The sequence below is a fragment of the Clostridium sp. D5 genome, assembly GCF_000190355.1.
Lineage (GTDB): Bacteria > Bacillota > Clostridia > Lachnospirales > Lachnospiraceae > Faecalicatena > Faecalicatena fissicatena_A.
In genome coordinates this window covers 244,009-269,381 of record NZ_GL870814.1, presented here as the reverse complement: position 1 = coordinate 269,381, position 25,373 = coordinate 244,009, and the positions used below count along the sequence as shown (strand labels likewise).

The 25,373-nt window shown below is 45.4% G+C and carries 26 protein-coding genes; 2 read left to right on the top strand and 24 right to left on the bottom strand.

The features are described from left to right. Nucleotide 1 precedes the first annotated feature (1 nt). The 4 genes from HMPREF0240_RS14785 to HMPREF0240_RS14770 form a co-directional block, all read right to left on the bottom strand. Nucleotides 2-1,816 carry an HlyD family efflux transporter periplasmic adaptor subunit gene (locus HMPREF0240_RS14785; protein ID WP_009004229.1) on the bottom strand — a complete coding sequence of 605 codons (1,815 nt, stop codon included), beginning with the start codon at nt 1,814-1,816 and terminating at the stop codon, nt 2-4. Nucleotides 1,817-1,910: 94 nt separating this feature from the next. Beyond that, a complete protein-coding gene (locus tag HMPREF0240_RS23520) occupies nt 1,911-3,134 on the bottom strand; it encodes a HAMP domain-containing sensor histidine kinase (protein WP_009004228.1) in 1,224 nt (407 codons plus the stop codon). Next, nucleotides 3,127-3,810 carry a response regulator transcription factor gene (locus HMPREF0240_RS14775; RefSeq protein WP_009004227.1) on the bottom strand — a complete coding sequence of 228 codons (684 nt, stop codon included), beginning with the start codon at nt 3,808-3,810 and terminating at the stop codon, nt 3,127-3,129. Before HMPREF0240_RS14775 ends, HMPREF0240_RS23520 begins: the two co-directional genes overlap by 8 nt. A gap of 172 nt (nt 3,811-3,982) precedes the next feature. Beyond that, nucleotides 3,983-4,549 (bottom strand): hypothetical protein, encoded by a 567-nt coding sequence (locus HMPREF0240_RS14770; RefSeq protein ID WP_009004226.1) that lies wholly within the window; start codon nt 4,547-4,549, stop codon nt 3,983-3,985. A 297-nt stretch (nt 4,550-4,846) separates the two neighbouring features. Between HMPREF0240_RS14770 and HMPREF0240_RS14765 the strand changes: the two genes are divergently transcribed. After that, a complete protein-coding gene (locus tag HMPREF0240_RS14765) occupies nt 4,847-5,581 on the top strand; it encodes a tRNA 2-thiocytidine(32) synthetase TtcA (RefSeq protein ID WP_009004225.1) in 735 nt (244 codons plus the stop codon). A 95-nt stretch (nt 5,582-5,676) separates the two neighbouring features. Here HMPREF0240_RS14765 and HMPREF0240_RS14760 read toward each other — a convergent pair whose 3' ends face one another. The 7 genes from HMPREF0240_RS14760 to HMPREF0240_RS14730 all read right to left on the bottom strand — a co-directional run bounded on the left by HMPREF0240_RS14760 (nt 5,677) and on the right by HMPREF0240_RS14730 (nt 11,595). Beyond that, nucleotides 5,677-6,324 carry a cytidylate kinase-like family protein gene (locus HMPREF0240_RS14760; protein WP_009004224.1) on the bottom strand — a complete coding sequence of 216 codons (648 nt, stop codon included), beginning with the start codon at nt 6,322-6,324 and terminating at the stop codon, nt 5,677-5,679. Between the two features lie 175 nt (nt 6,325-6,499). Continuing rightward, the gene (locus HMPREF0240_RS14755; RefSeq protein WP_035313583.1) at nt 6,500-7,411 is read right to left on the bottom strand and encodes an RluA family pseudouridine synthase; all 912 of its coding nucleotides are present in this window, start codon (nt 7,409-7,411) and stop codon (nt 6,500-6,502) included. 6 nt (nt 7,412-7,417) lie between these two features. Then, the gene (gene lspA / locus HMPREF0240_RS14750; RefSeq protein ID WP_009004222.1) at nt 7,418-7,936 is read right to left on the bottom strand and encodes a signal peptidase II; all 519 of its coding nucleotides are present in this window, start codon (nt 7,934-7,936) and stop codon (nt 7,418-7,420) included. A gap of 53 nt (nt 7,937-7,989) precedes the next feature. Next, entirely contained in the window at nt 7,990-8,766 is a 777-nt protein-coding gene (locus HMPREF0240_RS14745) for a YlmH/Sll1252 family protein (protein WP_009004221.1), read from the bottom strand. 7 nt (nt 8,767-8,773) lie between these two features. Then, nucleotides 8,774-9,313 carry a cell division protein SepF gene (locus tag HMPREF0240_RS14740; RefSeq protein WP_009004220.1) on the bottom strand — a complete coding sequence of 180 codons (540 nt, stop codon included), beginning with the start codon at nt 9,311-9,313 and terminating at the stop codon, nt 8,774-8,776. A gap of 71 nt (nt 9,314-9,384) precedes the next feature. After that, nucleotides 9,385-10,083: a YggS family pyridoxal phosphate-dependent enzyme gene (locus HMPREF0240_RS14735; protein ID WP_009004219.1), complete on the bottom strand. Its 699-nt coding sequence runs from the start codon at nt 10,081-10,083 to the stop codon at nt 9,385-9,387. Nucleotides 10,084-10,218: 135 nt separating this feature from the next. Beyond that, nucleotides 10,219-11,595 (bottom strand): HlyD family efflux transporter periplasmic adaptor subunit, encoded by a 1,377-nt coding sequence (locus HMPREF0240_RS14730; protein WP_009004218.1) that lies wholly within the window; start codon nt 11,593-11,595, stop codon nt 10,219-10,221. Between the two features lie 143 nt (nt 11,596-11,738). On the opposite strand from HMPREF0240_RS14730, the gene HMPREF0240_RS14725 reads away from it, so the two are divergent. After that, complete coding sequence (locus HMPREF0240_RS14725) at nt 11,739-11,942, top strand: DUF378 domain-containing protein (protein WP_009004217.1); 204 nt, start codon at nt 11,739-11,741, stop codon at nt 11,940-11,942. Between the two features lie 145 nt (nt 11,943-12,087). Here HMPREF0240_RS14725 and HMPREF0240_RS14720 read toward each other — a convergent pair whose 3' ends face one another. The 13 genes from HMPREF0240_RS14720 to HMPREF0240_RS14660 all read right to left on the bottom strand — a co-directional run bounded on the left by HMPREF0240_RS14720 (nt 12,088) and on the right by HMPREF0240_RS14660 (nt 25,336). Then, nucleotides 12,088-13,071 (bottom strand): D-alanyl-D-alanine carboxypeptidase family protein, encoded by a 984-nt coding sequence (locus HMPREF0240_RS14720; protein ID WP_347462613.1) that lies wholly within the window; start codon nt 13,069-13,071, stop codon nt 12,088-12,090. Beyond that, the gene (locus HMPREF0240_RS14715) at nt 13,055-13,450 is read right to left on the bottom strand and encodes a methylglyoxal synthase (protein WP_009004215.1); all 396 of its coding nucleotides are present in this window, start codon (nt 13,448-13,450) and stop codon (nt 13,055-13,057) included. Before HMPREF0240_RS14715 ends, HMPREF0240_RS14720 begins: the two co-directional genes overlap by 17 nt. 15 nt (nt 13,451-13,465) lie before the next feature. Continuing rightward, a complete protein-coding gene (locus tag HMPREF0240_RS14710) occupies nt 13,466-14,596 on the bottom strand; it encodes an FtsW/RodA/SpoVE family cell cycle protein (protein ID WP_035313579.1) in 1,131 nt (376 codons plus the stop codon). Further along, a complete protein-coding gene (locus HMPREF0240_RS14705; RefSeq protein ID WP_009004213.1) occupies nt 14,593-14,802 on the bottom strand; it encodes a cell division topological specificity factor MinE in 210 nt (69 codons plus the stop codon). Before HMPREF0240_RS14705 ends, HMPREF0240_RS14710 begins: the two co-directional genes overlap by 4 nt. Before the next feature lie 11 nt (nt 14,803-14,813). Next, entirely contained in the window at nt 14,814-15,605 is a 792-nt protein-coding gene (gene minD, locus HMPREF0240_RS14700; protein ID WP_009004212.1) for a septum site-determining protein MinD, read from the bottom strand. A 21-nt stretch (nt 15,606-15,626) separates the two neighbouring features. Beyond that, nucleotides 15,627-16,274, bottom strand: a complete 648-nt coding sequence (locus HMPREF0240_RS14695; protein ID WP_009004211.1) for a septum site-determining protein MinC — start codon at nt 16,272-16,274, stop codon at nt 15,627-15,629. Between the two features lie 20 nt (nt 16,275-16,294). Beyond that, nucleotides 16,295-19,159: a penicillin-binding transpeptidase domain-containing protein gene (locus HMPREF0240_RS14690; protein ID WP_009004210.1), complete on the bottom strand. Its 2,865-nt coding sequence runs from the start codon at nt 19,157-19,159 to the stop codon at nt 16,295-16,297. Then, nucleotides 19,152-19,685, bottom strand: a complete 534-nt coding sequence (gene mreD, locus HMPREF0240_RS14685) for a rod shape-determining protein MreD (RefSeq protein ID WP_009004209.1) — start codon at nt 19,683-19,685, stop codon at nt 19,152-19,154. Before mreD ends, HMPREF0240_RS14690 begins: the two co-directional genes overlap by 8 nt. 118 nt (nt 19,686-19,803) lie before the next feature. Further along, the gene (gene mreC, locus HMPREF0240_RS14680; RefSeq protein WP_009004208.1) at nt 19,804-20,673 is read right to left on the bottom strand and encodes a rod shape-determining protein MreC; all 870 of its coding nucleotides are present in this window, start codon (nt 20,671-20,673) and stop codon (nt 19,804-19,806) included. A 1-nt stretch (nt 20,674) separates the two neighbouring features. Continuing rightward, entirely contained in the window at nt 20,675-21,697 is a 1,023-nt protein-coding gene (locus HMPREF0240_RS14675; RefSeq protein WP_009004207.1) for a rod shape-determining protein, read from the bottom strand. Nucleotides 21,698-21,717: 20 nt separating this feature from the next. Continuing rightward, entirely contained in the window at nt 21,718-22,413 is a 696-nt protein-coding gene (gene radC, locus HMPREF0240_RS14670; protein ID WP_009004206.1) for a DNA repair protein RadC, read from the bottom strand. 81 nt (nt 22,414-22,494) lie between these two features. After that, nucleotides 22,495-24,126, bottom strand: coding sequence for an FAD-dependent protein (locus tag HMPREF0240_RS14665; protein WP_009004205.1), 1,632 nt, complete (start codon nt 24,124-24,126; stop codon nt 22,495-22,497). Next, complete coding sequence (locus HMPREF0240_RS14660) at nt 24,119-25,336, bottom strand: NAD(P)/FAD-dependent oxidoreductase (RefSeq protein WP_009004204.1); 1,218 nt, start codon at nt 25,334-25,336, stop codon at nt 24,119-24,121. The genes HMPREF0240_RS14665 and HMPREF0240_RS14660 overlap by 8 nt, the downstream gene beginning before the upstream one ends. Nucleotides 25,337-25,373: the final 37 nt, after the last annotated feature.

The following is a 25,373-nucleotide window of genomic DNA, read 5'->3' as shown; positions in this document are numbered from 1 at the left end:
CCTACATTATGGCCTGTTCGCCTGTGACGGCAGTTTCATCCATGTTTCCTTCGGACGGTGATGACAAAGGTGCCTGATAGAAGATGGTCTCTCCCTCTTTCACACCTTTTACAATTTCGATGTCTGTGCCGTCTGTCAGTCCTGTCGTTACTTCTTTTTTTCCGCCAAGACTGCCGGTCTTTTCATCAGCAGATGTATAGACATAGGATTTTCCGCCCTCTTCTGTTATAGCCGCCCCGGGAACTGTTAAAACGTCCTTTTTCTCTTCTGTAATTACAGAGGCGGAAACATTCATACCGGAGAGCATTTTATCATTCTTATCGGCAGTGATTTCTACGGGGTATTTCGTTACACCATTGCTGGCTGTCCCTACTTTATTGATATGTGTGATCTTTCCTTCAAACACCTGTCCAGGCAGGGCGTTCAGCGTGATATCAGCCTTTTGTCCAACTGATACAGACAGAATATCCAGTTCATCCACCTGAATGCTGACTTTCATCTTATTTCCTGAGGATATGGAAAATACAGATACCAGCTCTGTGTTTACCTCTTTATTGTCCCCCGATCCGGAGGAGGAATCAGTGCCGCCGGAAGCTGCACTGCCTGCCCAGCCGCCTGCTGTCTGCCCGCTTTCTGAACCTGCGCCGCTCTCTGATCCCCCACCGCTCTCCGTACCGTCTCCTGGCGGATTGTTCTCTGAATTTCCGGAATCCCCTGGTTTATCCTGGTCAGAAGGCTTCTGAATATTATCTCCCGTTGAGTTGTCTTCTTCCTCCGGATCTTCTGCTTCGGTTTCTGGATAAATTGCGGTAAATTCAATCCCCTGTATGTACTCTTCCCCTTGATATTTTACATCGGAGACCGCTGCACCTTCGATCTTGGGTGCCGTTTCTGGTGCGAAACAATATCCGGGCTTTGCGGCTAAAGTAATCCTTGCTGCGTATACCGTCCCGCCTGCAAATACATCTGCCGGTTTGTTCCATTCGATTTTCCCGGTATAACTTTCTGTTTCTTGAATTTCTCTAATCTGCGGCTGCCCTGTTACGGGGATATTCAGCTTTAGATCCGGAAATTCAATCGGGACAGGCTCGTTAGGCTGCGTGTTGTTTTTTTCTGCGTCATTGAGCCGGATGAATGCAGAATCCGAAGTGTTTAGATTCATGTTCTGCAGATTGGCGTTGCTGTTTCCGTCTGACGGATTATTTTGAGGGTTGTTTTTCGGCTTATTATTGCCTCCGTTTTCCTTGGGTTCTGTTTTATTTACTTCTCCGGCCTGACCGTTTACCGCTGTTACGGTACCATCTGCAGATGCCACGATACTGTTGGTTTCAGCTATTTTTCCCAGAATACTGATTTTCTCTTCCAGATTCTGCTTTTCTTTTGCAAGAGTGTAATAAGCGGCTTTTTTGCTGTCAGCCTGTTTGAATTTTTTGTCGGTCTCGGCCAGTTTCTCTCTGGCTGCCAGCAGTTCTGCGGCGACAGTATTGCCGTCTGTCAGTGCCAGTACATCACCGGCTTTTACAACATCCCCCAGCTTTGCTCTGACCTCTGTGATCCTGATACCCGTTGGAACATTGATGTTTACACTGTTTTCCGGAGTCAGAACGCCCGTGCCCTGGATGCTTTTACTCAGATTTGATTTGGATACCTGCGCGGAGATCAAAGAAGGGACATCTCCATCTCCCTTTCCTTTTGCAAAGACATTCCAGCCTACAGCCGCAAGCACAAGAAGTCCTGCAGCACATCCTCCTGCAATCCATTTCTTTTTATTTTTCAGTGTTATCTTCCTGATGTTCATATATTCAATATCCTCCATTCACTTTGATTCTTCTTCATGAAGCTATCATAAAACAGTTTTATTGAAAGAATATTGAAATTGTTTTAAAATTTTAAATATGGCAGGATATGAATTAAAGGGTGCTGCTGGCGTATGTTTTTTTCCCTGACAGAGAAATTGTAAATGTGGTCCATCCGCCTTCACACTCCACTTCTATCTTTCCATTGTGCCGTTTGGTGATGCCTGATGCAATGGCAAGTCCAAGTCCATATCGGTTTTCTGCCCGGCTTCGGCCTTTATCAACCCGGTAAAAGCGCTGGAATATTTTCGTTTGTTCCTCCGCAGGTATTGCATCCCCGGTATTGGATACGGATATCTCTGTTTTCTTTCCTTTCCTGCGGAGTTTTACTTTTATCTCCCCGTGTTCCGAAACATGACTGAATGCATTGTCAGTCAGGATAATTACAGCCTGTTTTAAATGTTCTTCTTCCCCCATAACAGACAGGCCATCCTGAATATCCATCCACAATTTAACGCCTTTTTCAAATGCAATGCTCTCATAAGGAAGAAGAGCTCCTGTGACAACTCTGCTTATATTTACGGTCTGGATCGTGTCTTTTCCTGAACTTCCTTCTATTTTGGCAAGCGTCAGAAGTTCCTTCAGAAGTTTCCCCATCCGATTATTTTCTTCCAGAATATAATCAAGCCACTTATTGGCCCCGATTTCTCCCCGCAGGCGCTGGGCATTAGCCCCTACGACTGCCAGTGGGGTTTTCAGTTCATGGCTTGCATCAGAAATAAACTGGTTCTGCTGCAGAAATGCCTGTTCTGCCGGTTTCACCAGCCATTTTGTAAGCAGCAGTGAACAACCCAGAATTATGAGAAAGCCTGCAATCCCGCTGATTAAGAAAAACATGGCCTGATTTTTATAGTAGTTCAGGGTTTCTTTATCGTCAATCATGACCAGGATATTATCCTTATGCAGATACCACATATTTCTGTAGATCCCATCTCTTTTATCAAGCGCCAGGATTTCTTCCGCTTTTCCTTCTGCCTCTTCGTCGGTATATGTAGTGTGCGCATTTTTCTGTGTCAGGTTCAGCACATCCCCATTTTCAATTTCAAATACCCAGACGGGAAGATACCAGTAAGTGATCTCATCGGTCATATAAGAGGGATCGGGTTCAGCAGTGCCGGCATAGGTAATCCCGTCAGCAAGATCTTCCATAACGGCTTTCTGGTACTCAGCATAGTAATAATAATTGCTCAGGTACTGGAACAACTGTATGCCAAACATAATCAAAGTCAGGATTCCAGTCAATGTAAACATAATTCGCTTCTTCAGTTTTTTAACCATCTGCCATCTCCAATCTGTACCCGATTCCTCTGACCGCCTTGATACGGGCCTGGCATTCAATAAATTTCATCTTTCTTCTGGTAAATGAAATGTACACTTCTACGTTATTGTACTCTGCATTACAGTCATATCCCCAAAGCTTCTGTACAATCTGTTCTCTTGTGACAATCTGACTGCTGTTCTTTATCAGATACTCCAGAATCTGAAACTCTTTTTTCCCCAGCTGAACTTCGGCGCCCGAGTCCTGGTTATACAAAATACAGGTGCGAAGATCCAGTGAAATATCCCCAAACCCAGGCCGTTCGGTTTCCATTTTTCCCTGGCGTCTTGTGATTACCCTTGCCCGTGCCAGAAGCTCTTCCATCTCAAAGGGTTTTGTCAGATAATCATCTGCACCGGTATCCAGCCCTTTTAATTTATCAGAAAGTTCAGACCTCGCTGTCAGCATAATAACCGGGGTTTCTATTCCTTCCGCACGCCATTTTCTCAGGACATCATATCCGTCCATAGACGGCAGCATGCCATCCAGAACCACTACGTCATAAATGTCCGTCAGTCCCTGATAATATCCGTCCTCTCCGTCACCCGATATATCTGCTTCATAATTCTCATCTTCAAACTCAGCTTTAATTACATCCGCCAGCCCGGCTTCATCTTCTATGATTAAAACGCGCATATCTTTCGTACCTCCTTTGAGTATATCTTATCATAACATGCTTTCCGGCGGACAGGTTTTTCGTGCATATAACACTCGCCTTGACTCTGAAAATTATGAAAAGGACATCCGCGTCAAAAAAGATTGCTTTTACTGACGCGGATGTCCTTTTTTTTATTTATCTTTTGTAAGCTTATACAGCCGATCTCTTATAAGCTTTAAAATGTTGCCCGTATTTTGCTGCTTTCTCCATAAAAACAGATAAAATTTCCTGCATATTTTTCAAAATGACATCAATATTCTTGGAATTGCTGTTTTTAAGCTCTTTTCGGATTCTATTGCCGGCAGTCAGCATTTCATAGCTGTATACCCTGCATTTTTCCAGGTACTTATCCGTCTTGCTCTGGCTTATATTATTCAAAGCTGTATGGTAGCTTGTTATAGTGGCAAGACGCAGCAGACGATAGAAAGACTCCATAAACACTGACATTATACCGACATCTTTTTTAACATGCAGGTCTTTACAAAGTTTCTCGATGATTCTTTCGTTCTCATCAATAAGAAACTCACAGCGTGTTCCATCAGCACACTCATTTTGAAAAATTCTGTCTTCCCCATTCTTAAGCAGCCTCTTATATTCATCTACAATCATTCCTGTCATTAAATCGTAAATTAACGATTCACTTTCAAAGGAATCCAGTTTCCAATGCATATGTCCAGACCAGACTTCATCTCCGATCAATTTAAAGTTTACCTTCATTTCCTGCTCCTTTACTTTTGTTCATCTCTTTTCTTTTATATGTATTTTAGTACATAGAACTGGCAGTTAAATTTTACCATTTCTATGCCCGTCCATATTATAACACAAATTTTAAAATATAGTGATTTTTTTTGCCCCCGGCATTAAGAATTAAGAATTGGCAGCTGGCGCTGCTGTTTACTGGTTTTCCTGTGAATGTAACGATTTCTTATTTTCCTTGTATTTCATCAAAAGGCATTCTATAATAAGATAGTCTGAGTTTTTACCAAAAGAAGAATGAAAGGATTTTGAGAATAGATGCAATTACAGAGATTATTGAGTTTTACAAGAAAAGCGGTTGATGAATATGATATGATCCAGGAGGGCGATCACATTGCAGTGGGAATATCCGGTGGTAAGGACAGCCTTACACTCCTCTATGCACTGCACGGCCTGAAACGGTTTTATCCTAAACATTTTGAACTGAGTGCCATAACAGTGAACCTGGGGTTTGAAAACTTCGATCTGTCCCCGATACAGGCGCTGTGTAAAGAACTGGAGGTTCCGTACCGTATCGTAGATTCTGAGATCTATCATATCCTGTTCGACGTGCGAAAAGAAACGAATCCATGTTCCCTCTGTGCCAAGATGCGCAAAGGAGCGCTCAATGATGCGATAAAGGAGATGGGATGCAATAAGGTTGCCTATGCCCATCACAAAGATGATATCATTGAAACAATGCTGCTCTCACTGATTTTTGAAGGCAGATTTCACTCTTTCTCGCCAAAGACATATCTGGACCGTATGGATCTGACAGTGATCCGCCCGATTATGTTTATTGATGAGGCGGATGTAATCGGGTTTAAGAACAAGTATAATCTGCCTGTTGTGGGCAGTAAATGCCCTGTGGACGGATATACAAAAAGGCAGTATGCCAAGGAACTGGTGAGGCAGCTCAATACAGAACATCCCGGTGCAAGGGAAAGGATGTTCCGTGCCATCCTAAACGGGAATATCCAGGGATGGCCGGACAGAGTTCCTCATATCAGATAAAGAATATGACAGATAAAAGTCCAGACAAATGCCCGATAACGATACAAGGTTCGTTATCGGGCATTTGTTAACTTGCAGTATCTGCAGGAATATCACTAAAGCTTTCTCTTTGCTGAGGGAATGCCCTCTTTAAGAGCTACGTACTGTTCGATTGCCTGCGCGGTTCCTTCCACTCCGAGGTTCGAGCTGCTCAGGCATAATTCATAGCTTTCAGAATCGGACCACTTTTTATTCGTATAATAGTTATAGTAGCTGGCCCTCTTTTTGTCTGTCTTAATGATCATCTCCTTAGCCTTGGCATCCGTAATATCATAAACCCGTGCAATTCGGCGGATTCGTGCATCCAGATCTGCATGGATAAATATGCTGACTACATTCTCATAAGACTCCAGTGCATAATCCGCACACCGTCCCACGAGGATACATGGGCCTTCATCTGCAATCTTTTTGATTGCATCAAACTGAGCCAGGAACACCTTGTGGTTGATAGGCATATCAGAATATGTGCTCCCGGAATACCCCATGGAATACGTATCCATCACCAGTGAATACAGGAAGCTGTTTGTTGGCTTCTCATCGTGGGACTCAAAGATTTCTTCGCAGATTCCGCTTTCTTTGGCTGCTCTTGCCAGCATCTCTTTGTCATAAAGCTTGATTCCGAGATGTTCTGCCACCTTGTAGCCGATCTCGCGCCCTGCACTGCCGAACTGTCTGCCGATTGTAATTATTGTGTTTGTTTTCATATCAGTCACTCTCCTTTACGTCAAACCAGGCATATGTTGTTCTTTTTTGGAATAACTTTTACATAAAAGCATTATACAATATGACGCACATTTTTACAATATAAATCGGGTTTATTGTGCATTTTCCATAATTTTTTTTCTGATCACAGGCAAGCCGGTAAACAGTAACCCATAATTACCTGTCTCTTAACTTATTCAGGAGTTCCAGAAAATATTCCGGAAGCGGTGCATCAAACTCCATGTACTCTCCTGTTGAAGGGTGTGTTATGCCAAGAATCTTTGCATGGAGGGTCTGTCCCTGCAGTTTAAACGGACATTTTGCTGGTCCATAGACGGTATCCCCCACAATTGGATGCCCGATGCTTGCCATGTGCACCCGGATCTGATGTGTACGGCCGGTTTCCAGCTCGCACTCAATATAGGTGTATTCTCCGAAGCGTTCCAGCACTTTATAATGTGTCACAGCCTGGCGGCCGTGTGGAGCACGGGTACTCATCTTCTTTCTGTCAACGGGATGTCTGCCGATGGGCGCATCTACAGTTTGGCTGTCCTCTTTTAAATTGCCGTGCACGACAGCATGATATTTTCTGGTAATGTGATGCTCCTTCAGCTGTTCTGCCAGGGCCTGATGGGCGGTATCATTTTTACAGATAATCAGGGAACCGGTCGTGTCCATGTCAATCCGATGGACAATGCCCGGTCTTGCCACTCCATTAATACCCGAAAGATTATCCCGGCAGTGATACATGACTGCATTGACAAGTGTATTGCTGTAATGCCCCGGGGCAGGGTGCACGACCATTCCCTTAGGCTTATTCACAATGAGAATATCGTTATCCTCATACAGAATGTCCAGGGGAATATCCTCCGGCTGTATATCCGGTATTTCCGGTTCCGGGATGCGTACTGCTATCTCATCGTTCAAGGCTGTTTTATAATTGGCTTTGACGGCCTTTTGTCCGACTGTTACCAGACCCGTGGAAATGAGCTTTTGTATATGGGATCTGGTAACATCAGGAATGGCTTCTGCAAGAAATTTATCAATTCGTATGCCGGCAGTTCCGGCAGTGAAATATAATTCCTCCATCTGCACCTATCCTTTCTTCAATGAAAAGCAGCTCAGCTCGTCCTCTTTATAGTAAAAGAGGATGGCAAAGGCAAATAAGATGCAGGCGATGACTACATAGCAGTCCGCCACGTTAAAAATAGGAAAATCAATCAGCTCAAAATAGAAAAAATCTACCACATAATTCAGCCGCAGCCTGTCAATCAGATTGCCACAAGCTCCGGCGCAGATCATGACTGCACAGATGCGGAGGAGGTAAAAGCGGGATGTATGGGGCATTCTGCCGTAAATGAATCCGATCAGGCATACAATAATGACGGCTCCGACGGCGAACAGGATCTGCCTGTCCTGCATAATGCCGAAGGCTGCCCCCCGGTTCTCCAGATATTCGAGCTTAAATACTCCCTTCCATATAACGAAAGGCTCCTGATCTTTTAAATGTACGACGGCCAGCCATTTGGTAAGCTGGTCCAGGATTGTCAGGATAATACAGCCGGCGGCGGCCAGCAGATAGCTTTGTATGGATTTTGTACTCTTATCTTTCATAGTGATTCCTTTTCTCGATTGAAGGTGATATATGGCATGCGAAAATGCAGAGGCTATATATATTTATGGATAATTACGAAAATTCTATTCTTCTTTGTACGGGACAGGACGCCTTTATACTGGAATTTGCCCATCCCCCTGACGGAAATGATGTCTTCTTCCTTCACCTGACAGCTGTTGGTTGTCATAAGCTTACCATTGACAAATACTTTGCCGCCCTCAATAAGTCCGCTTAAACGTGTCCTGGATGAAGAAAAGGCGAGGGACAAAAGACTGTCCAGCCTGACGGAAGCCACGGTGCCTTTGATTTCCTCAAAGCGGGGCGTGTAATGAAAATCCTGCAGACTTTCTTCGCGAAGCATCACGCTTGTGTGCCGTACGCGGGCCAGTTCCTCCTGCAGCCAGGCACTTAAGCCTTTCTCTACGAACAGTATAGCCTTTTTCCCGTCAATCAGAATATCGCCCAGTCTGGAACGCTCTATACCAAGATTCAGGGCAGCTCCGAGATAATCTCTGTGTGTCAGCTCTTCGGCATACTTTTCATTAAGAGGTTCGATACTGAGCACGGAGAATGGAAAGCCTAGGGCTTCCATATCCGTGATGCCACGCAAATAAAGAGCATCAGGTAGGAATGCTGCCATCTGACGCTCTGCTGTGCCGTATCCGCCGAAAGTCACATAGCGTGTATACAGCCTGTCTTTCGGCAAAGAATGCAAAATATTCAATTCATTCAGATTCAGAAAATCCGAATATGTAATGATATCACGGTGATACGCTGTCATCGACAGCTCAATCAGCCGCTTTTCCAATAACTGTTCTTCTTTTTCCATATCAGAATTAATATCTTCCTCTTACGTTCGCCGTCTCCATAGAACCGCCCAGCAGATCCTGAAGATCACCTGATATATCTACATTCGTCGGTGTTACAAGGAATATATAGTTGGAAATCTTCTGCAGGTTTCCGCTGATTGCGAATGTTGCTCCGGAAATGAAATCGATGATGCGCTGCGCAATCTCCAGATCCATGCCCTCCAGGTTCAGGATAACCGTACGTCCTGCCAGCAGTGTCTCGGTAATCTCCCGGGAATCGTCTACTGATGTAGGTTTTACAACACAGACCTCCATGTTGGCACCTCGTCTGGAAGCCGGCTGGCGCATTGGTGTTACTTTGTTACTGCTGCTGTTTGCAGGAGCATATTTCTTATCCTCCTGGATATCAAAATCGTCGTATTCCTCTTTGCTTTTCTTATTAAAAAGAGAACGGCGTGGTTTTTCGTCAAAATCATCATCTTCAAATTCGTCATCATAGAAATCATCATCATCATATTCATCATCATTCAATTTCATGATGTCCAAAAATTTGTCAAACACACCCATGTTTACACTCCTATCTTATGCCCTCTTAAATGCATAAATTTATTTTGAAAGATACTTTCTGTTCCAGATTCCTATGCCCTGCTGGTATAATCTCTGGCACCAAAGATACCGGTTCCTACACGAACCATAGTCGCACCCTCTTCTATCGCGACTTCGTAATCATTGGTCATCCCCATTGAAAGTATGCTCACATTAACATTATCAATGTTTTTGTTCTTAATGTCAACAGATAATTTATGTAAATTCTCGAAAATCGGGCGATTTTCCTCGGGATTTTCAACAAATGGAGCAATTGTCATCAGACCGCATACACGAATATGTTTAAATGATGCAATTTTTTCTATAAATGGAATTACTTCATCAACATTAAGGCCAAACTTGCTTTCTTCCCCTGCTACGTTGACTTCGATCAGGATTCTTGCGGTACAGTTTTTCTTCTCAGCTTCTTTCTCTATGACCTGCGCAAGCTTGAGTGAGTCCACGGAATGGATCAGCTCAGCCTTGTCTACAATGTATTTTACCTTATTGGTCTGCAGATGTCCTATCATATGCCAGTGAATATCATCCGGAAGGGCATCGTACTTATCCGTAAGCTCCTGGACCTTATTTTCTCCAAATATTCTGACTCCCGCATCATAAGCCTCCTGAAGTACTGCAATGGGCTTGGTTTTGCTGACCGCTATCAGGGTGACTTCCTCACGTTTTCTTCCTGCCCGGTCACAGGCGGCCTGAATCTTCTGTTCCACTTCTTCCAACTGCTCTTTCAACATAAATGACACTCCTTACTTAAAATATGGTTCTGATGCTGTTCCTGATAAAATCAACTGTGTTTCATAAATATAACCAATTGTATATTCAATTAGATATTTAAATACAATGGCAGGCCTTTTACGGCTTTCTGCTGTTTAGTAGACGACCTCATCTTCATCAACTGAATCGCCTTCCTGGACAATGTGGTCGTAATTATACAAACCGTAAGAGTCCCCCTCCTGGACAATATAATATTCGTCACTTTCTGCAAGAATCGTAACCTGGCGGAATACGGCATAGCCTTTATTGATATTGAATACTCCCTTCAGAGGCTGTGTCTCTGACAATGCCATTGTCTCGGAAGACTCAGGCTTCACCAGTACGGTTCCCCTTTTCAATGAGGAAGTGCTGAGATATACATTGCCTTCCTCCGTTGATTTGTAAATATCAACGGGCTGGAAAGCTGCATTGCCGCCGCGCTTCTGGACCATAACCCCGGAAGAAGAGCTGTTGCCGCCTGTGGTTATATATTCTTTGGGCACTGCATAAAAATCCTTTTCTACAATACTGCTCTTTGGAATCTTCAGTCCGCTCTCATCCTCCAGGATAAGTTCTACATTTAAAAATCTGTCTCCCGAGTAACGGATCATGGAATTGTCATAATCCAGCCGGCCATAGAATTCGCCGTCTTTCTTTATAATAGAGAAATCAGCCCAGATTGATTCACTGTCCTTATCAATTCGGGTCTTTACGTAGGTGGTATCAGCCAGCTTTCCTGCCATGTCCTTGTCCAGTTCAATTATGACAGACCAGTTTTCGTTTGTGACGAGCTTATAGGCGGGTGCGCCTTTCTTGACCTGCATATTGTCTTCCAGGCTTTCTTTTTTGTAGCTGCTCCTGTCAAAATCCTCTTTTTTAAAGGAATCCGCAGTTAAAGATTCACAGCCGTCAAAATCCAGAACCATAATCCCGTCCTGGGGAGTCTGGTAAATATCTGCGCTGCTGCCATTCTGTGAGAGCACAGCATCCATCTGTGCTGTTTTAGTCTGATTCGAAGCGTTCTGCAATGTGTTGGCGATTTCATTCTTTAGAGAGTATACAGAGGAGAATTTCTGCGGGTTAAAATTCTCATTAAAGCTCTGTGTTTTTACTGCCAGAGCGTTCTGCTCTTCTGTACTTAGAGACGCGTCTGTTGCGGTCTCTTCCGGATAGGATAACTTCTGCGATGTTATTGCATAGACATTTGCGCCGGATTTTATCTTACTGTTTTCATTCTGATAATAATTAATATATCCTGAGTTCTCTGCATTAACCACAATCTCTTCCCTGAGAATAAGCCCTGTATAGGAGTTGTCCGTCAGAATACTGCCCTCTCTCACTTCGTATACAGAAATTTTTTTTGTAGTAGCATACATGATAATAGTAACAATAAGATAGATAAATACAATCGCAAAAATGAAGATGCCGATATTCATCTCGCGTTTTCTTTTATACTTGTTGATGCTGATGGAATTGTTCTTCCGTGATGCCAAACTGATCTTCCTCCTGTGTCGTAAATCAATCCTCAGAATAGTTCTGTTCTTCTGATAACTTTACCAGTATAACATTTTTAAATGTATATTTCCAGTTTTTGTGGTAATAATAAAAGCATTGATATTGAAAAGGAGGAAATAATATGAAGTGGTTTGATAACACTGCTCTGACTCTTGTGATTATTGGAGCGGTCAACTGGCTTCTGGTTGGCATTTTTCGATTCGATTTAGTAGCCTTTCTCTTTGGAAATTTAAGCTGGCTTTCCAGAATAATTTATACGATTGTCGGCCTGTGTGGTCTTTACCTTATCAGCTTGTTCGGCAGAATCAAAAATATGTCAGAGTAGATGGATAAAGGTCGCTTCCAGGAAGCGAGAACAACAAGGAACCCGATGGAAGGGCATGCCGGTTTGCGGCGTGTCCTTCCATCGGGTTCTCTGTTATTTGTATGAATCTAATGAAATTCACAGGTATATGTAGATACTACTATTCTTAATCTGCCTCTGCTTCGGCAGCCGGAGTCTCACCTGCAGACATTAAAGCGCTCATCTGGCTGTACAGAAGATCCTTTGTCTCTGCCCCCATCACAATAGATATATACGGGTTGGCCTGAGGATCCTGACTATAGAGGATTACGCAGGAACCTGCTTCGTCGGTAGTTCCCGTTTTGCCTCCAAAGACATTGATTCCTTCGGGTGCCGGAACCAGATTCTGAGAATAAAAATTAGTAGGATGCCAGACTTCACTGCGTACGGTTCCGTCAGCCCCGGTTAGTGTTCCAGTATAAGAATCCTGTGAAATGATGTCCAGGAAACGCTGATCCTTTACGCAGGCGTTAAACATAAGATACAAATCGTAGGCCGTGGTATAGTGATTATCATCCTGCAGCCCATGTGGATTGACAAAGTGGGTGTTGGTTGCCCCCAGGGCAGCGGCTTCTGTGTTCATCATGTCCGCAAAGGCCTCCACGCTGCCCGCCAGATGTTCTGCTATGGCTACGGCACAGTCATTGCCGGAATATAGCACAAGACCGTTGAGAAGATCGTACAGTGTTGCTGTATCGCCCGTCTGAAGGCCGCATATCTGCTCATCTGCCGCAAACTGAGTTGCATTGGGACCAACGGTTACGATATCATCCAGATTGCCGTATTTCAGCGTTACATATGCCGTCATTACCTTCGTGGTACTGGCCGGATAGAGCCTGTCGTGGATCTTGTCGGCGTACAGTACCTTTTCATTTTTCAAATCAAAGAGCCCCGCGGCGTGCAGGCCCGGATCGGCGCTGTAGCCGTCAAGTGCAACATTGGTATCTGTTACACAGAGATCCGCTGCAAAAGGGGCTCCTCTATATAAAGAACTGTTAAAATGTTCCTGCTCATACACATCTGTTTTTGGATCCTTCTGGCTGCATCCGGTGGTGAATACAGTCAGGAACAGAAAGAGAGCAATCATTACTTTTTTACTTATACATCTCACGCCAGTCAAGATCTCCTCTGTCTAATGCTAAAATTAAAGCCTCTGCTGTTGCTATATTGGTTGCAATCGGAATATTGTACATATCGCAGAGTTTTACAATATCGTTGACATCTGGCTCATGTGAGCGCGGTGTCAGCGGATCGCGGAAAAAGATGAGAAGATCCATCTCGTTGTGCTCAATCTGAGAACCGATCTGCTGCTTTCCGCCCAAATGTCCTGCGAGATACTTGTGGATACTCAGGTTCGTGACGCTCTCCACCAGAACCCCTGTTGTCTCCGTAGCAAACAGATGATGCTTGCTCAAAATCCCCCTGTAAGCTATGCAGAAGTTCTGCATTAATTTCTTTTTTGCATCGTGTGCTACTAATCCTATGTTCATGTTCTTTTATCTCCTCTACTGATATTTATTAGGCTGCAGACCGACATTCAGTACAAATCCGATCCCCATATAAAAACATACGACAGAAGTCATCCCGTAACTCACAAAGGGCAGGGAAATTCCTGTATTCGGGAATATCTGCGTCGCCACACTGATATTGATAAAGCTCTGTACGCCTATCAGTGTGGCGACCCCTCCGCAGATTAGCCGCCCTCCTGTGTCTTTTGCTTTTACTCCTATCAAAATACACACTATTACTATTAATAATAACAAAATTATGACCACACAACAACCCACAAATCCTAATTCTTCTCCAATAATTGCAAAAATAAAGTCGGTCTGAGGCTCGGAAATAAAATTTCCGTTCTTCACGGAGGTCGTCGTATTACTGTTATACCCCTTTCCGGTCAGTTGTCCGGAGCCAATGGCCATAACAGAATTGATTTGCTGATAGGCCTCATCAGTGGCATATTTTTCCGGTTCCAGCCAGGCCAGGATTCTAGCCTGCTGGTAATCTTTTAGAAACGGCTGGTTAGGCTGTACAACAATGGTCAGAAAGAGCGCCGCGGTCGGTATGGTAATTGCAAGAACCGTTCCGATAAACTTATAGCTCAGACCACCCATGTATAACATGACACAGAACACTGTTGCCAGACAGATCGTGTTTGAAAGGTTTGGCTGCTTGTATATGAGAATAAGAGAAGGCAGTATGAGCGCAGCCGCCTGGATAATCGTTTTTTTATTATTAATCGCCTGTTCCCGCTCCATTATAAACTTTGAAAAGAACAGAATCGTTATAATCTTAGTCAGGTCAGACGGCTGAAACTGAACGAATCCAAGATTCAGCCATCTGGTTGCTCCATTGATATTTTCACCGAAAAACAGCACCGCCAGAAGCAGGACAATATTGACGCCATATAAGAGCCAGTACATATTCAGAACCCATTCATAATCGATCAGCGAAATGACGATCATGGCAACGGTTCCCAGCACGACACCGGCAATCTGTTTTCCCTGTACGGATGCCTGTGCACTTCCCACCACAAAGATTCCGATAATGGAAATCGCGGTTACAAGTGCAACAAGGCTGAATTTATAGTCTTTTAAGTTATACCTTTGCTTAATATTCAGAAAATTAAATTTCAATAGTTTTCTCCTGTAATCTTAATATGTATATCTGATTGTGTTATCTTTATGTGAAAATTTTCGGGTTTTACTTCCAGATATTTGGAAACGGTATGATATATATCTGAAGAAAATTTTTCCGCTGTTTCGGGTGTACACTGCATCCTGTCTGCCATAAGCAGGGTTTTCAATCTTTCTTTTGCAACGTGAACAGATGGTACACTCATAATATTCCCTCCTAATTCTTCTTAAATAGGCTGGAAAATCTTGCAAAAATGCCTTCCGGTTTGTTGAAATCTTCAATTGGAAGTTCTTCTCCCAGGATGCGTCTGCATACATTAGTATAGGCATGTCCTGACAGACAGTCTGCGCCTACGATCGGCTCTCCCTGATTGGTCGCAATCACAACATGTTCGTCGTCCGGAATCACGCCCAGCAGATTGATAGCCAGTATCTCTGTTACATCCTCAACAGACATCATATCCCCCCGTTTTACCATATCCACCCGGAGCCGGTTGATAATCAGGTCATTTTTCTTAATACCATGCGCTTCCAGAAGGCCGATAATCCGGTCGGCATCCCGTATGGCGGATACTTCCGGCGTTGTTACGACAATGGCCCTGTCGGCCCCTGCCACGGCATTTTCAAAACCCTGCTCAATACCGGCCGGGCAGTCCAGAAGTATGTAATCAAATTCATCTTTTATGTCTGCTATCAGTTTGCGCATCTGTTCTGGTGAAACGGCAGTCTTATCCTTGGTCTGTGCAGACGGCAGAAGGTAAAGCTCCGGAAAACGCTTGTCCTTAATCAAAGCCTGTTTGAGCCTGCAGCTGCCTTCGATGACATCCACCAGATTATATACGATCCGGTTTTCCAGACCCATAACGACATCCAGATTTCTCAGACCGAGATCTGTGTCAATAACGATAACCTTCTTGTCCAGCTGCGATAAACCTATTCCGATATTTGCTGTCGTAGTCGTCTTACCGACTCCGCCTTTTCCTGATGTGATGACAATAACTTCTCCCATGTTTTCTTCCTCCTACAACTTCTATTCTTCCACAAGTGGATCTACATAAATCCTGCGTCCGTCAACCACCGCTATTTTGGGTCCCCGGAAACTGAGGCTTTCCTGATAGATGACCTGACGTTTTGCTTCGATATCGCCAATTCGAAGTTGTTTCGGCTGCATGGTCAGAGCTACGACGAACGCATCTCTGCTGCCGGCAGCTCCTGCATGGACTGAACCAGACAGAGATCCAACAATGACAACGTTTCCTTTGGCAATTACTTTAGCACCCAGCTCAACATCACCAAGAATGATGATGCTCGAATCGGATTCCAGCACCTGTCTTTTGCTTAAAGTACCTCTGTAGAACTGCCCTTCCCTTTTCTGCATATTGGTGAGGGTGTTTTCTACAATGCTTTTGTATGTCATTTCATTGGTCTCGTCCTTGTCTATAATGCAGACAATATCAATCCCAGTTATCTCGGCAATCAAATTAAGGATTGCCTGTTCTTCCTGGTCTGAGAGTTTTCTGTCCAGAAATGTAACTGCCATTTTGGCCCCCTCAAAAAACTTCGCCGAGTCTTTGAATTTGGAGGCCACACTTTCCAGTAAAACCTCAAATGGCACTTCCGGGTTCAGATGAACCTCAATTCCATATCTGTTGCTCTTAATTGTTACCAGCTTGTCCATGTATTTCTTCACATCCTTTTCTAGTCGCCTGCAATGGTTGAGCCAAGCTGTGCGGCAGAACCAGTGATCAATTCTTCCTTGTCGGCAAGATCGAAGTTTGCCCTGACAATATCCCTGCCGATCTCGGCAGCGTAGGATGAGCTGTAACCGTTAGCGATACGCACCGAAATTGCAATCTCCGGAGACTCCGCAGGTGCAAATCCGACGAACAGACCGTGGTCTGCATGTACATCGCTCTGCTGTGCAGTACCTGTCTTGCCCGCCATGGAGATCTCCAGCCCTGAAAAACTGGATGTATAGCCGATCATGGCTATCATTCCCTGATGAACCAGATCCCATGTTGTACTGCTTACATTTTCAATCTTGTTTGTAACAGCAGGTTCATACTGCTTGATGATCTTTCCGTTGACATCCGTCGTCTTGTTCAGCAACGTCAGTTTGTATACGGTCCCTTTGTTTGCAACGGCTGAAACATATCTGTTCAGCTGGCTGACCGTATAGTTGTTGTTGCCCTGTCCGATTGCGGACTGAACGGAATATTCATCGGAAATCTGCGGCTCGGATTCTGGTATTTCAATACCAGACTTCTCTCCCAGTCCGAATTCCTCGGCATATTTTGCGAGAGCCTTCACGCCTTTATCACTGTCGTAATTGCCGTCCTTATCCAGTCCCAGATCGTAACCGACTTCATAGAAGAAATCATTACATGAGACTTCAAGAGCTCCGACAACACTAAGAGATCCATGGGCACCGGGATAAACCCAGCACCGTGGACTTGGCGTAACCTTATCGAATTCACCGCTGCAGTTGATATACGTACCGCCGTCAATAACACCTTCTGTAAGCCCTGCTACAGCAGAAAGCATCTTGTAGGTGGAACCCGGCGCAGTACGTTCCTGTGTTGCATTATTGTAAAACGGACGGGAAAGCCCGGTTACAAGCTGATTATAATACTTGGAGTCCATGGTGTTGGCCAGCCGGTTATTATCATATCCCGGGTAGGATACGCATGCCAGCACTTCTCCAGTATTCGGGTCACTGACTACGGCAGATCCTGTACAGGGTTCCAGTGCAAGCTGTCCGGGAGTTATCTCCAGACTCTGGATCTTCTGGTACAGCCATCCGTAAGAATCTACGCTGCCGCTGATCAGACCGTTATATGTTCCCTCATCCATGGGCAGGACACCCTGCTCATATACCATGGCGCAGATCTGGCCGCCAGTGATACTACCTGATTTTATAAGATATTTGTAGAGAAGTTTGTCGAAATTAACATCTGAATCCAAATAATCTTGTAAAAAAGCTAAAATTCCCTGATAAATTTCTGCAGAATCGGAATATTTCTCTGCGGAGACGTAATCTGACAGCTTTGAAGTGTCAATCCAGTTCTTGGAAATTGCATAATTCAGATACTGGTTCAGGTTGATTGTCTCATCTGTTGTCCACTGCTTGTATACTTCATCGCTGGTATCAATAGAATCCTGCATCAGTACCCCGGTGGCTTCCTGCAGGACATCTATGGAAACATAGTCCATATAAGCCTTCATCTCATCGGAGAGATCCTTATAGGCAGCAGCTCCGCTGTTATTCAGTTCTCCGATAATTTCCTGGGTTGCCGAGGCTTTTCTGTCTGAAAAGATGGCGTACACCTGTTTTTCTACCTGTTTGGCATCTTCCGCCCCAAAATGTGTCTCGTCAAGAATCTCATTCCCTATAAATGCATTATAGGCATCCCCCACTGGAATGATGATCTGAGATGCATCCGTTGTCAGGCTTGCATCGAAGGTGAGTTGATTTCTGAGCTTCAGCAGTACGATTCCCGCAAGTTTTTCTTCGATCAGCTGATAAGTCTGCTCCTGCAGGTCTTTGTCAATTGTCAGATAAACATCATTTCCTGCTTCCGGATCTTTGCTGCTGACAGTATCGGTTACCTTTCCCACGCTGTCCACATAGTACTGTGTCTCGCCCTTTGTCCCCTGAAGCACTTCGTCCACAGTCTGCTCAAGCCCTGACTTTCCTATGACGTCTGTCTGGGAATACTTCTTTTTCTGGTCGGCGTCCAGGGAATTATATTCTTCCTGGGATATCTTGCCGGTATAACCGATAATAGAAGCAAAATACTTGCTGTCAGTATAGCGGCGCATGGAATCTTCTGCGATATCTACACCCTCCAGATGATCCAGGTTTTCCATGATGGCAGCCACCGTCTCATCGCTGACATCGGTGGCCAGCGTCGTGGGAATATACTTCTGGAAACTGTTCAGGCTGATTGCATAACGGAGATTTACCATTTTCAGTATATAGGCCTTGTCCAGAGTTTTGACGTCCAGACCATAGCCGTATGTTTCGTCCGTACACAGGTAATTGATGATATCTTCTGCAGAAGAATTACGCTGCTTGTCCTTGAGCTCATCGATTGTTTTGAGTCCATAGACATCTGCGATGAAACGCAGTTTGAGTGTCTCGTTTGTCTGTGAAAACTCATAGTTTCCGGCTGAATCCAGAACTACACCGAAATCGCTGATCACGGAATCTCCGTTGGACTCAACGATATGAATGATATTATCCAGTATCTCATTCAGTATCCGGTTCTTTTCTTTCCTTGTATCGGCTGTGATGTTATCTTCTATTGTAACGGAATACGCAAGCTCATTGTAAGCAAGGGGGGTTCCGTTCCTGTCATAGATATTGCCTCTTGTGCCCGCAATCTCCCGGGTTTTTCGGATTTGCAGCTTATAGTTGTCCAGATAATACTGTCCTTTAACAATCTGAAGATAAAATACACGGTTGATCAATACTGCAAATAATATACAGAATGCAAGGATTAAAACAAACAGCCGTGATTTTACGATCCGATAAATTGTATCTTTTATACGTTCAAACAAATTTACTTGCACTCCTTTTTTCTTCTGCTTCCAGTTTGTGGTTAAAATATAAAATCAACGGGTATAATCCAAGAGCAACTACAATAGTATATATGAGCTCCGGAATGATATTATGACTGAGATAGTAGATAAAATGAAATTCACTCCGCAGCATAAACATCAAAAGATATACGATCAGTCCGTATAAAAACTCGCTTGCCGCGATCAATACCAGTGGCAGCTTGATATCTTCATCGTAGTACGCCTGCCGGAATAGGCCGTTGGCAAACCCCAGCAGCAGGTAGATCAGAGCGTACAAACCGAGGATATTGCCGAACTGGATATCCATAAGCAGACCGGAAAAGAAGCCCACCAGCATCCCGTCCTTTGATCCCCTCATAAAACCGAAAGAGGCCGTAATAACGATCAACAGGTTCGGTTTGATTGAGGCGAGGGCCAGGTGTGGGAACACCGTACACTGCAGCAGATAACATACGACCAGAATGACCGCTGTTACGCCTGCCCTTTTTGCTTTCATCATTTTCATCTGTCAGCACTCCTTTCCTGTCTGATTTTGTTTTTTTAATACTTTATTCTGCAGTTTACTGCGGACCCGCCCGCAGGTCATGGATTACGGGGTGCCCTTTGGATATATTGCCTTTTATTTATTCTTCGGCGTTCTTGCCCGTTAGATCCGCTTTTGTTGTGGTGATGACGAGCACTTCCTGAAGATTTTTAAAATCCACGACAGGCGTGATATATCCGGAACGGGTCAGGTTATTGGAGTCTACGGTGATCTCACTGATATAACCGATCAGGATTCCCTGAAGATACTTGGGGCTGATGTGGGAGGTGACGATCTGGTCTCCCACCTGTACTTTATTATCATTGTTTTCCATCTGCTCGAAACGGATCTTCCCGTCGTTAATCAGGGAAAGGTCTCCTCTTACCATACACTTATCCCGTGTGGAAAGCGACATGGCGCTGACGTTGCTGGAGTCATCGATGATGGAACGCACGGTAGACCATGTGGGGCCGACTTTGATGACAATACCGACTAGGCCGCTACCGGCTATGACATTCATATCTTCCTTGATTCCGTCATTGCTGCCCTTGTCTATGGTAAATGTGCTGAACCAGTTGCCGGAATCATTTCCGATGACATGGGCACCCGTTTTTTCATATTCCGCATAGTTCTGATCCAGTTTATAGAGTGCCTGCAGCCGTTCCAGCTCATACTTTTCCTCCTGCAGGTTGTTGTTCTCTGTGATCAGATCGTCTACCTTTGCCTGAAGCTTTTCATTTTCCTTTCTGACCTGCTGCAGCGTATCAAAGTTATCACAAATGTCGCCGAGCCAGGTGCCGATCTGATTGATGCCCTTCTGCATAGGAATAACAGTAACGCTTGCAATCCCTTTAAAAGGCCCTTCCGCTTTATCGGAAAACATGGACAGCACCATCAAAAGGATGCAGAACAGTGAAAGTCCGGCCAGCCAGTATTTATTTGTTGAAGAGGATTGATTTTTCTTTTTCATATTATCTCAGCCACCTATAATCTTCATCTAACATGGAATATGTTAACTTACTATAATCTTTATTCAATATAACCTTTTTTAGCCCGTTTACCGCGCAGAGCTCAGGTTCCTGTACGGTTCTCACCCTTAAGCCGGTGCTTTCCTCCAGATATGTAGACAGGCCTTTCAGATTCGCCAGGCCGCCGGTCAGGCAGATCCCGTTCTGATCAATCCCCCTGCGTACATCGGGAGGGGTCCTGTCTATCATGGATTTAATGGCGCGGACGCATTCTGCCAGCGGCTCCTTCATGGCTGCCCTGACAAGTCCGATGGGAATGCTCTTCTGCTGAGGGACACCCGTGATGAGATTCCTTCCGGCAACGGTCAGAGAAGCATCGGCGGCCTGTTCGAACACCCCGAATTCCCGTCTGAGTGTCTCTGCCGTCAGGCGGCCGATCAGAAAATCACGGTTATGCCGGACGAGATTTGTAATAGCATTGTCAAAATGAATACCGCCGATCTTGATCAGACGGTTTAAGACCATACCCCCGGAGGCAATGACCGACAATTCTGTTGTCTCTCCCCCGATATTGGCTATGAAAATGCCCTTTTCATTCCAGATATCAATATCCATGCCCAGAGCATCTGCGATTCCGCGTTCAACAATCCGAACGGATTTAGCTTTTGCCGTGGAATGGAAAACCAGATCATAAAAAGCCCGTTTCTCCACCTCGGTTACATCTGTGGGGACGGCAATCACATATTCGGCGCCGCGCGAGAACTGCCGATCCATTTTCAACAGATTCTGCAAAAGATACTGCATGTCGTCAAAGTGTGCGATTACGCCATTGTGCATGGGAAATACCACCTTGATATTGTCCGGTGCCTTCTCATACATCTCATATGCTTCGTCGCCTACAGAGAAAATATACTTTTTATCCTGCATGGCGATGACATTCTTTGCTTTCCATATCTCGTCTTTTTTCTTATCATAAACTTTTATCTCATATGTTCCCAAATCGAGTCCATATACATTTTTGGCCATTCTATAACCTTCCCCTATCCTTATATAAGTCCCTTTTCCCGCATACTGATATAGCAGTTGTTCCCGATTACTATGTGGTCCAGCAGTTCAATTCCAATCAGCGCCCCGGCATCTTTTATCCTTCTGGTTACCAGGATATCATCTTTGCTTGGCGCAGGATCTCCGCTCGGGTGATTGTGAAGCAGAACGATGGATACTGCATTTTTCTGCAATGCTTCAACAAACAGCTCGCGGGGCGATATGACTGCCGAGTTGACCGTCCCTTTTGATATATCAGTCTCCCCGATTAAGCGGGTCTTTGTGTTCAGAAGCAGGAGCTTCATTGTTTCCTGCCTGTTGTGACGCATGTCTTCCATATAATAACGTGCCACAGAAGCAGGGCTTGAAAAATTCAGCCCGGACTCTGCAGTTGCCTTGGAAAGCCTTTTGGAAAGCTCGGACAGACATAAGATCTGAACCGCCTTTACCTTGCCGATTCCCCGGATCAAAAGCAGCTGTTCCCGTGTCCATTGATGAAGGCTCAGAATCCCCTCCTGGGCAAAATCGGGATGCAGAAGCTTCTCCGCAAGCTGCAGCGAATTCTCGCCCCTTGTCCCTGTACGCAGCAAAACAGCCAGTAATTCAATGTTCGTCAAATTACTCGCTCCATATTTGGCGCATTTCTCATAAGGGCGCGCTTCTTCCAACATCTCTTTCATTGTATTGTTCTCGTTCATAAAACAGTTTCCTGCTGCGGATGGCACAATACAATTATTTATTTTAGCATAAATTAAAATTCATGTATAGGTCTGCTATTCTTAATTTTTTGTGAATTCAAATTCAAATGCCGGTGTATATTTTCGTATGACCGCTTCCGCTGTCTTGATTCCGTCCATCGCTGCAGAGGTGATTCCACCCGCATATCCGGCACCTTCCCCGCAGGGGTAAAGGCCCACAGCTGCAGGGCTTTCGAGTTCCTCATCCCTTTCAATTCTGACGGGAGAAGAGGTGCGGCTTTCCACGCCTGAAAGCACTGAATCTTCTCTTGCAAAGCCGTGGATTTTATGATCCATGGCGCAGATTCCTTCTTCCAGAGAATCTGCCAGAACATCCGGAAAAATATTTCTGACATTGGCAAAAGTCCAGGCCCCTTTGATCTGCGGCAGGATTTCACCAGGTGTGGTTGTTGGACGGTTCTCACGGAAATCTTTGAGACACTGGACCGGAACTTTCCCCCCGCCTTCCTTCCAGGCACGCTGCTCCAGCATCCGCTGGAATTCCACACCGGCAAGCGGATGGTTTGTTCCGTAATCCTGTGGTGTCACGGTGACGATCACTGCGCTGTTGGCGTTGACACCATCTCTTTCATGATAGCTCATCCCATTGACCGCCAGCCGCCCCTCCTCTGAAGAAGCATTGACTACATAGCCCCCGGGGCACATACAGAAGGTGTACGCTCCTCTTCCATTGGAAAGCTGTGCCGTCAGCTTATACGAAGCTGCCGGGAGATCCGGACAGTCGGTTCTACCATACTGACACTGGCTGATCATGGACTGGGGGTGCTCGATTCTGACCCCGACTGCAAAGGCTTTGGCCTGTATGGGAATCTTTCTGTCATACAGCATCTCAAACGTATCCCGGGCACTGTGTCCTACGGCCAGGATCAGGAGGTCTGTATCCAGCACGTCCTGGCCATTGACAATAATCTGCTTTATTTTCTGTCTTTCGCCGGAGGGATCTCTGTCCAGCAGGATATCGGTAACCTGACTGTGGAATCTTACTTCTCCGCCCATATCCAGAATACTCTTGCGCATGTTTCTTACAACATCAATCAGGATATCGGTGCCGATATGCGGCTTTTGTTCATAAAGAATACTCTTTGGAGCACCGTGTGCGGCGAATGTTTCCAGCACAAAATGATTCCTTCCCTCAGAATCTTTCACCAGTGTATTCAGTTTGCCATCGGAAAAAGTTCCCGCCCCGCCTTCTCCGAACTGTACATTGGAGGACAGATTCAGACGGCCGTTTTTCCAGAAATCCTCTACGTCCTGGATCCGTTCCTCCACGCAGCCTCCACGCTCCAGAAGCAGCGGGCGGTACCCGTTTCGGGCAAGAAGATAGGCGCAGAACATCCCGGCGGGTCCGCTTCCGGCGATGACCGGTCTGCGGGTCAGTGAAATACTGCCCGGTGCAGGCTGCTGATAATTTGTGCTGCGAATCTGCTGCACCTGTTTTCCGGCTCTCTTTAATACCTGATTTTCGTGCTTCACCTCGGCATCCACGGTGTAGGAAAAGAACACATCCGGCTTTTTCCGCGCATCAATGGACTGCTTTGCAATCTGCCAGCCGAGCAGATCGGCCTTTTTGACAGACAATGCCCTCAGCAGTTTCTTTTCCAGTTCCTCCGAAGTGTGTCCCGGGTGTAGTTTTATCTGGCTGACTCTAAGCATTGGCAGCCTCCTTTCCGGCAACATAGCCGCTTGACCAGGCCCACTGCAGATTGTATCCTCCGCACAGTCCGTCCACATCCAGGATTTCCCCTGCAAAATACAGCCCCGGCACAAAACGGGATTCCAAAGTGTCCGTGACCTCCTCCGTATTGACGCCCCCCCGACAGACCTGGGCCTGATCAAAGGAGTTGGTTTCCGTCACTTCTGTGAAAAAATGCTGTATCAGATTGGTGAGATTTTGGATTTCTTCTTTGGTCCATTCCCCTACCGGCCGGGTGCGGTCGAGATGTGCAAGTTTCAGCCACAGCTCGGAGAGCTTTTTATGGAACAGTCCTACAAAGAATTCCTCTGCCGTCTTCATGGGACGGGCAGCAATCCTGTTTTGAAGGAATGCGAGAAATTGTTCTTCAGTAAAATCCGGCATGAAATTCAGTTCCGCAGTCACCGTCTTTTTTTCATAGAGACCGATGGCGGCGCAGCGACTGACCTGAAATACCGGAATTCCTGATATACCGTAACCGGTAAGCTGAATCTCTCCTGTATCCTTTGCCTGGCATTCACCATCCACATAAATAGAAACACTTCCTCCGACACGGACCCCTGAGACACTTTTATAGAAGTTCTCCCTGCATTTCAGCTGTACAAGGGACGGCAGAACCGGAACCAGACGGTGGCCCAGCTGCTTTGCCAGCGTATAGCCAGAACCGTCAGAACCGCTGGATGGAGCCGCTTTGGAACCGGCAGCCAGAATGACCTTCTGAGCGCGGTAATCTTTGGTATTTGTGCGCAAAAGGAATCCATTTTTATTCGGAACAATTTCCCTGCACTCTGTCTCCGTGTGAACCTCCACACCCAGGCGGCGGGCCTCCATGCGCAGAACATCCAGTACCGCAGAGGCCTGATCAGACTGGGGATAGAGATATCCGTTCCTGTTTTTAGAATAAATGCCCAGTTCAAGAAAAAAGGCAATCGTCTGCTGTGCACTGAATTTTTCGATTGTCTTCCAGGGGAAGAGAACATTTTCCGAGTGGTAACAGATTGGCTCCTGATGCAGATTCGTAAAATTGCACCGGCCATTTCCCGTGGACAGGATTTTCTTACCGATCCGGTCCTTATGTTCCAGAATGCAGACCCGCGCGCCATTTCGCGCGGCAGTTATGGCTGCCATCAGGCCGGATGCTCCCCCGCCGATTACTGCAACTTTATTCATGGATGTTCCTCCTTTTCGAACTTCTTTTTATACGTAT

Bases quoted from the DNA above. Each gene is read 5' to 3' on its own strand.
- HMPREF0240_RS14785 (WP_009004229.1), bottom strand. From the start codon at position 1,816: ATGGAGGATATTGAATATATGAACATCAGGAAGATAACACTGAAAAAT.
- HMPREF0240_RS23520 (WP_009004228.1), bottom strand. From the start codon at position 3,134: ATGGTTAAAAAACTGAAGAAGCGAATTATGTTTACATTGACTGGAATC.
- HMPREF0240_RS14775 (WP_009004227.1), bottom strand. From the start codon at position 3,810: ATGCGCGTTTTAATCATAGAAGATGAAGCCGGGCTGGCGGATGTAATT.
- HMPREF0240_RS14770 (WP_009004226.1), bottom strand. From the start codon at position 4,549: ATGAAGGTAAACTTTAAATTGATCGGAGATGAAGTCTGGTCTGGACAT.
- HMPREF0240_RS14765 (WP_009004225.1), top strand. From the start codon at position 4,847: ATGCAATTACAGAGATTATTGAGTTTTACAAGAAAAGCGGTTGATGAA.
- HMPREF0240_RS14760 (WP_009004224.1), bottom strand. From the start codon at position 6,324: ATGAAAACAAACACAATAATTACAATCGGCAGACAGTTCGGCAGTGCA.
- HMPREF0240_RS14755 (WP_035313583.1), bottom strand. From the start codon at position 7,411: ATGGAGGAATTATATTTCACTGCCGGAACTGCCGGCATACGAATTGAT.
- lspA (WP_009004222.1), bottom strand. From the start codon at position 7,936: ATGAAAGATAAGAGTACAAAATCCATACAAAGCTATCTGCTGGCCGCC.
- HMPREF0240_RS14745 (WP_009004221.1), bottom strand. From the start codon at position 8,766: ATGGAAAAAGAAGAACAGTTATTGGAAAAGCGGCTGATTGAGCTGTCG.
- HMPREF0240_RS14740 (WP_009004220.1), bottom strand. From the start codon at position 9,313: ATGGGTGTGTTTGACAAATTTTTGGACATCATGAAATTGAATGATGAT.
- HMPREF0240_RS14735 (WP_009004219.1), bottom strand. From the start codon at position 10,083: ATGTTGAAAGAGCAGTTGGAAGAAGTGGAACAGAAGATTCAGGCCGCC.
- HMPREF0240_RS14725 (WP_009004217.1), top strand. From the start codon at position 11,739: ATGAAGTGGTTTGATAACACTGCTCTGACTCTTGTGATTATTGGAGCG.
- HMPREF0240_RS14715 (WP_009004215.1), bottom strand. From the start codon at position 13,450: ATGAACATAGGATTAGTAGCACACGATGCAAAAAAGAAATTAATGCAG.
- HMPREF0240_RS14705 (WP_009004213.1), bottom strand. From the start codon at position 14,802: ATGAGTGTACCATCTGTTCACGTTGCAAAAGAAAGATTGAAAACCCTG.
- minD (WP_009004212.1), bottom strand. From the start codon at position 15,605: ATGGGAGAAGTTATTGTCATCACATCAGGAAAAGGCGGAGTCGGTAAG.
- HMPREF0240_RS14695 (WP_009004211.1), bottom strand. From the start codon at position 16,274: ATGGACAAGCTGGTAACAATTAAGAGCAACAGATATGGAATTGAGGTT.
- mreD (WP_009004209.1), bottom strand. From the start codon at position 19,685: ATGAAAATGATGAAAGCAAAAAGGGCAGGCGTAACAGCGGTCATTCTG.
- mreC (WP_009004208.1), bottom strand. From the start codon at position 20,673: ATGAAAAAGAAAAATCAATCCTCTTCAACAAATAAATACTGGCTGGCC.
- HMPREF0240_RS14675 (WP_009004207.1), bottom strand. From the start codon at position 21,697: ATGGCCAAAAATGTATATGGACTCGATTTGGGAACATATGAGATAAAA.
- radC (WP_009004206.1), bottom strand. From the start codon at position 22,413: ATGAACGAGAACAATACAATGAAAGAGATGTTGGAAGAAGCGCGCCCT.
- HMPREF0240_RS14665 (WP_009004205.1), bottom strand. From the start codon at position 24,126: ATGCTTAGAGTCAGCCAGATAAAACTACACCCGGGACACACTTCGGAG.
- HMPREF0240_RS14660 (WP_009004204.1), bottom strand. From the start codon at position 25,336: ATGAATAAAGTTGCAGTAATCGGCGGGGGAGCATCCGGCCTGATGGCA.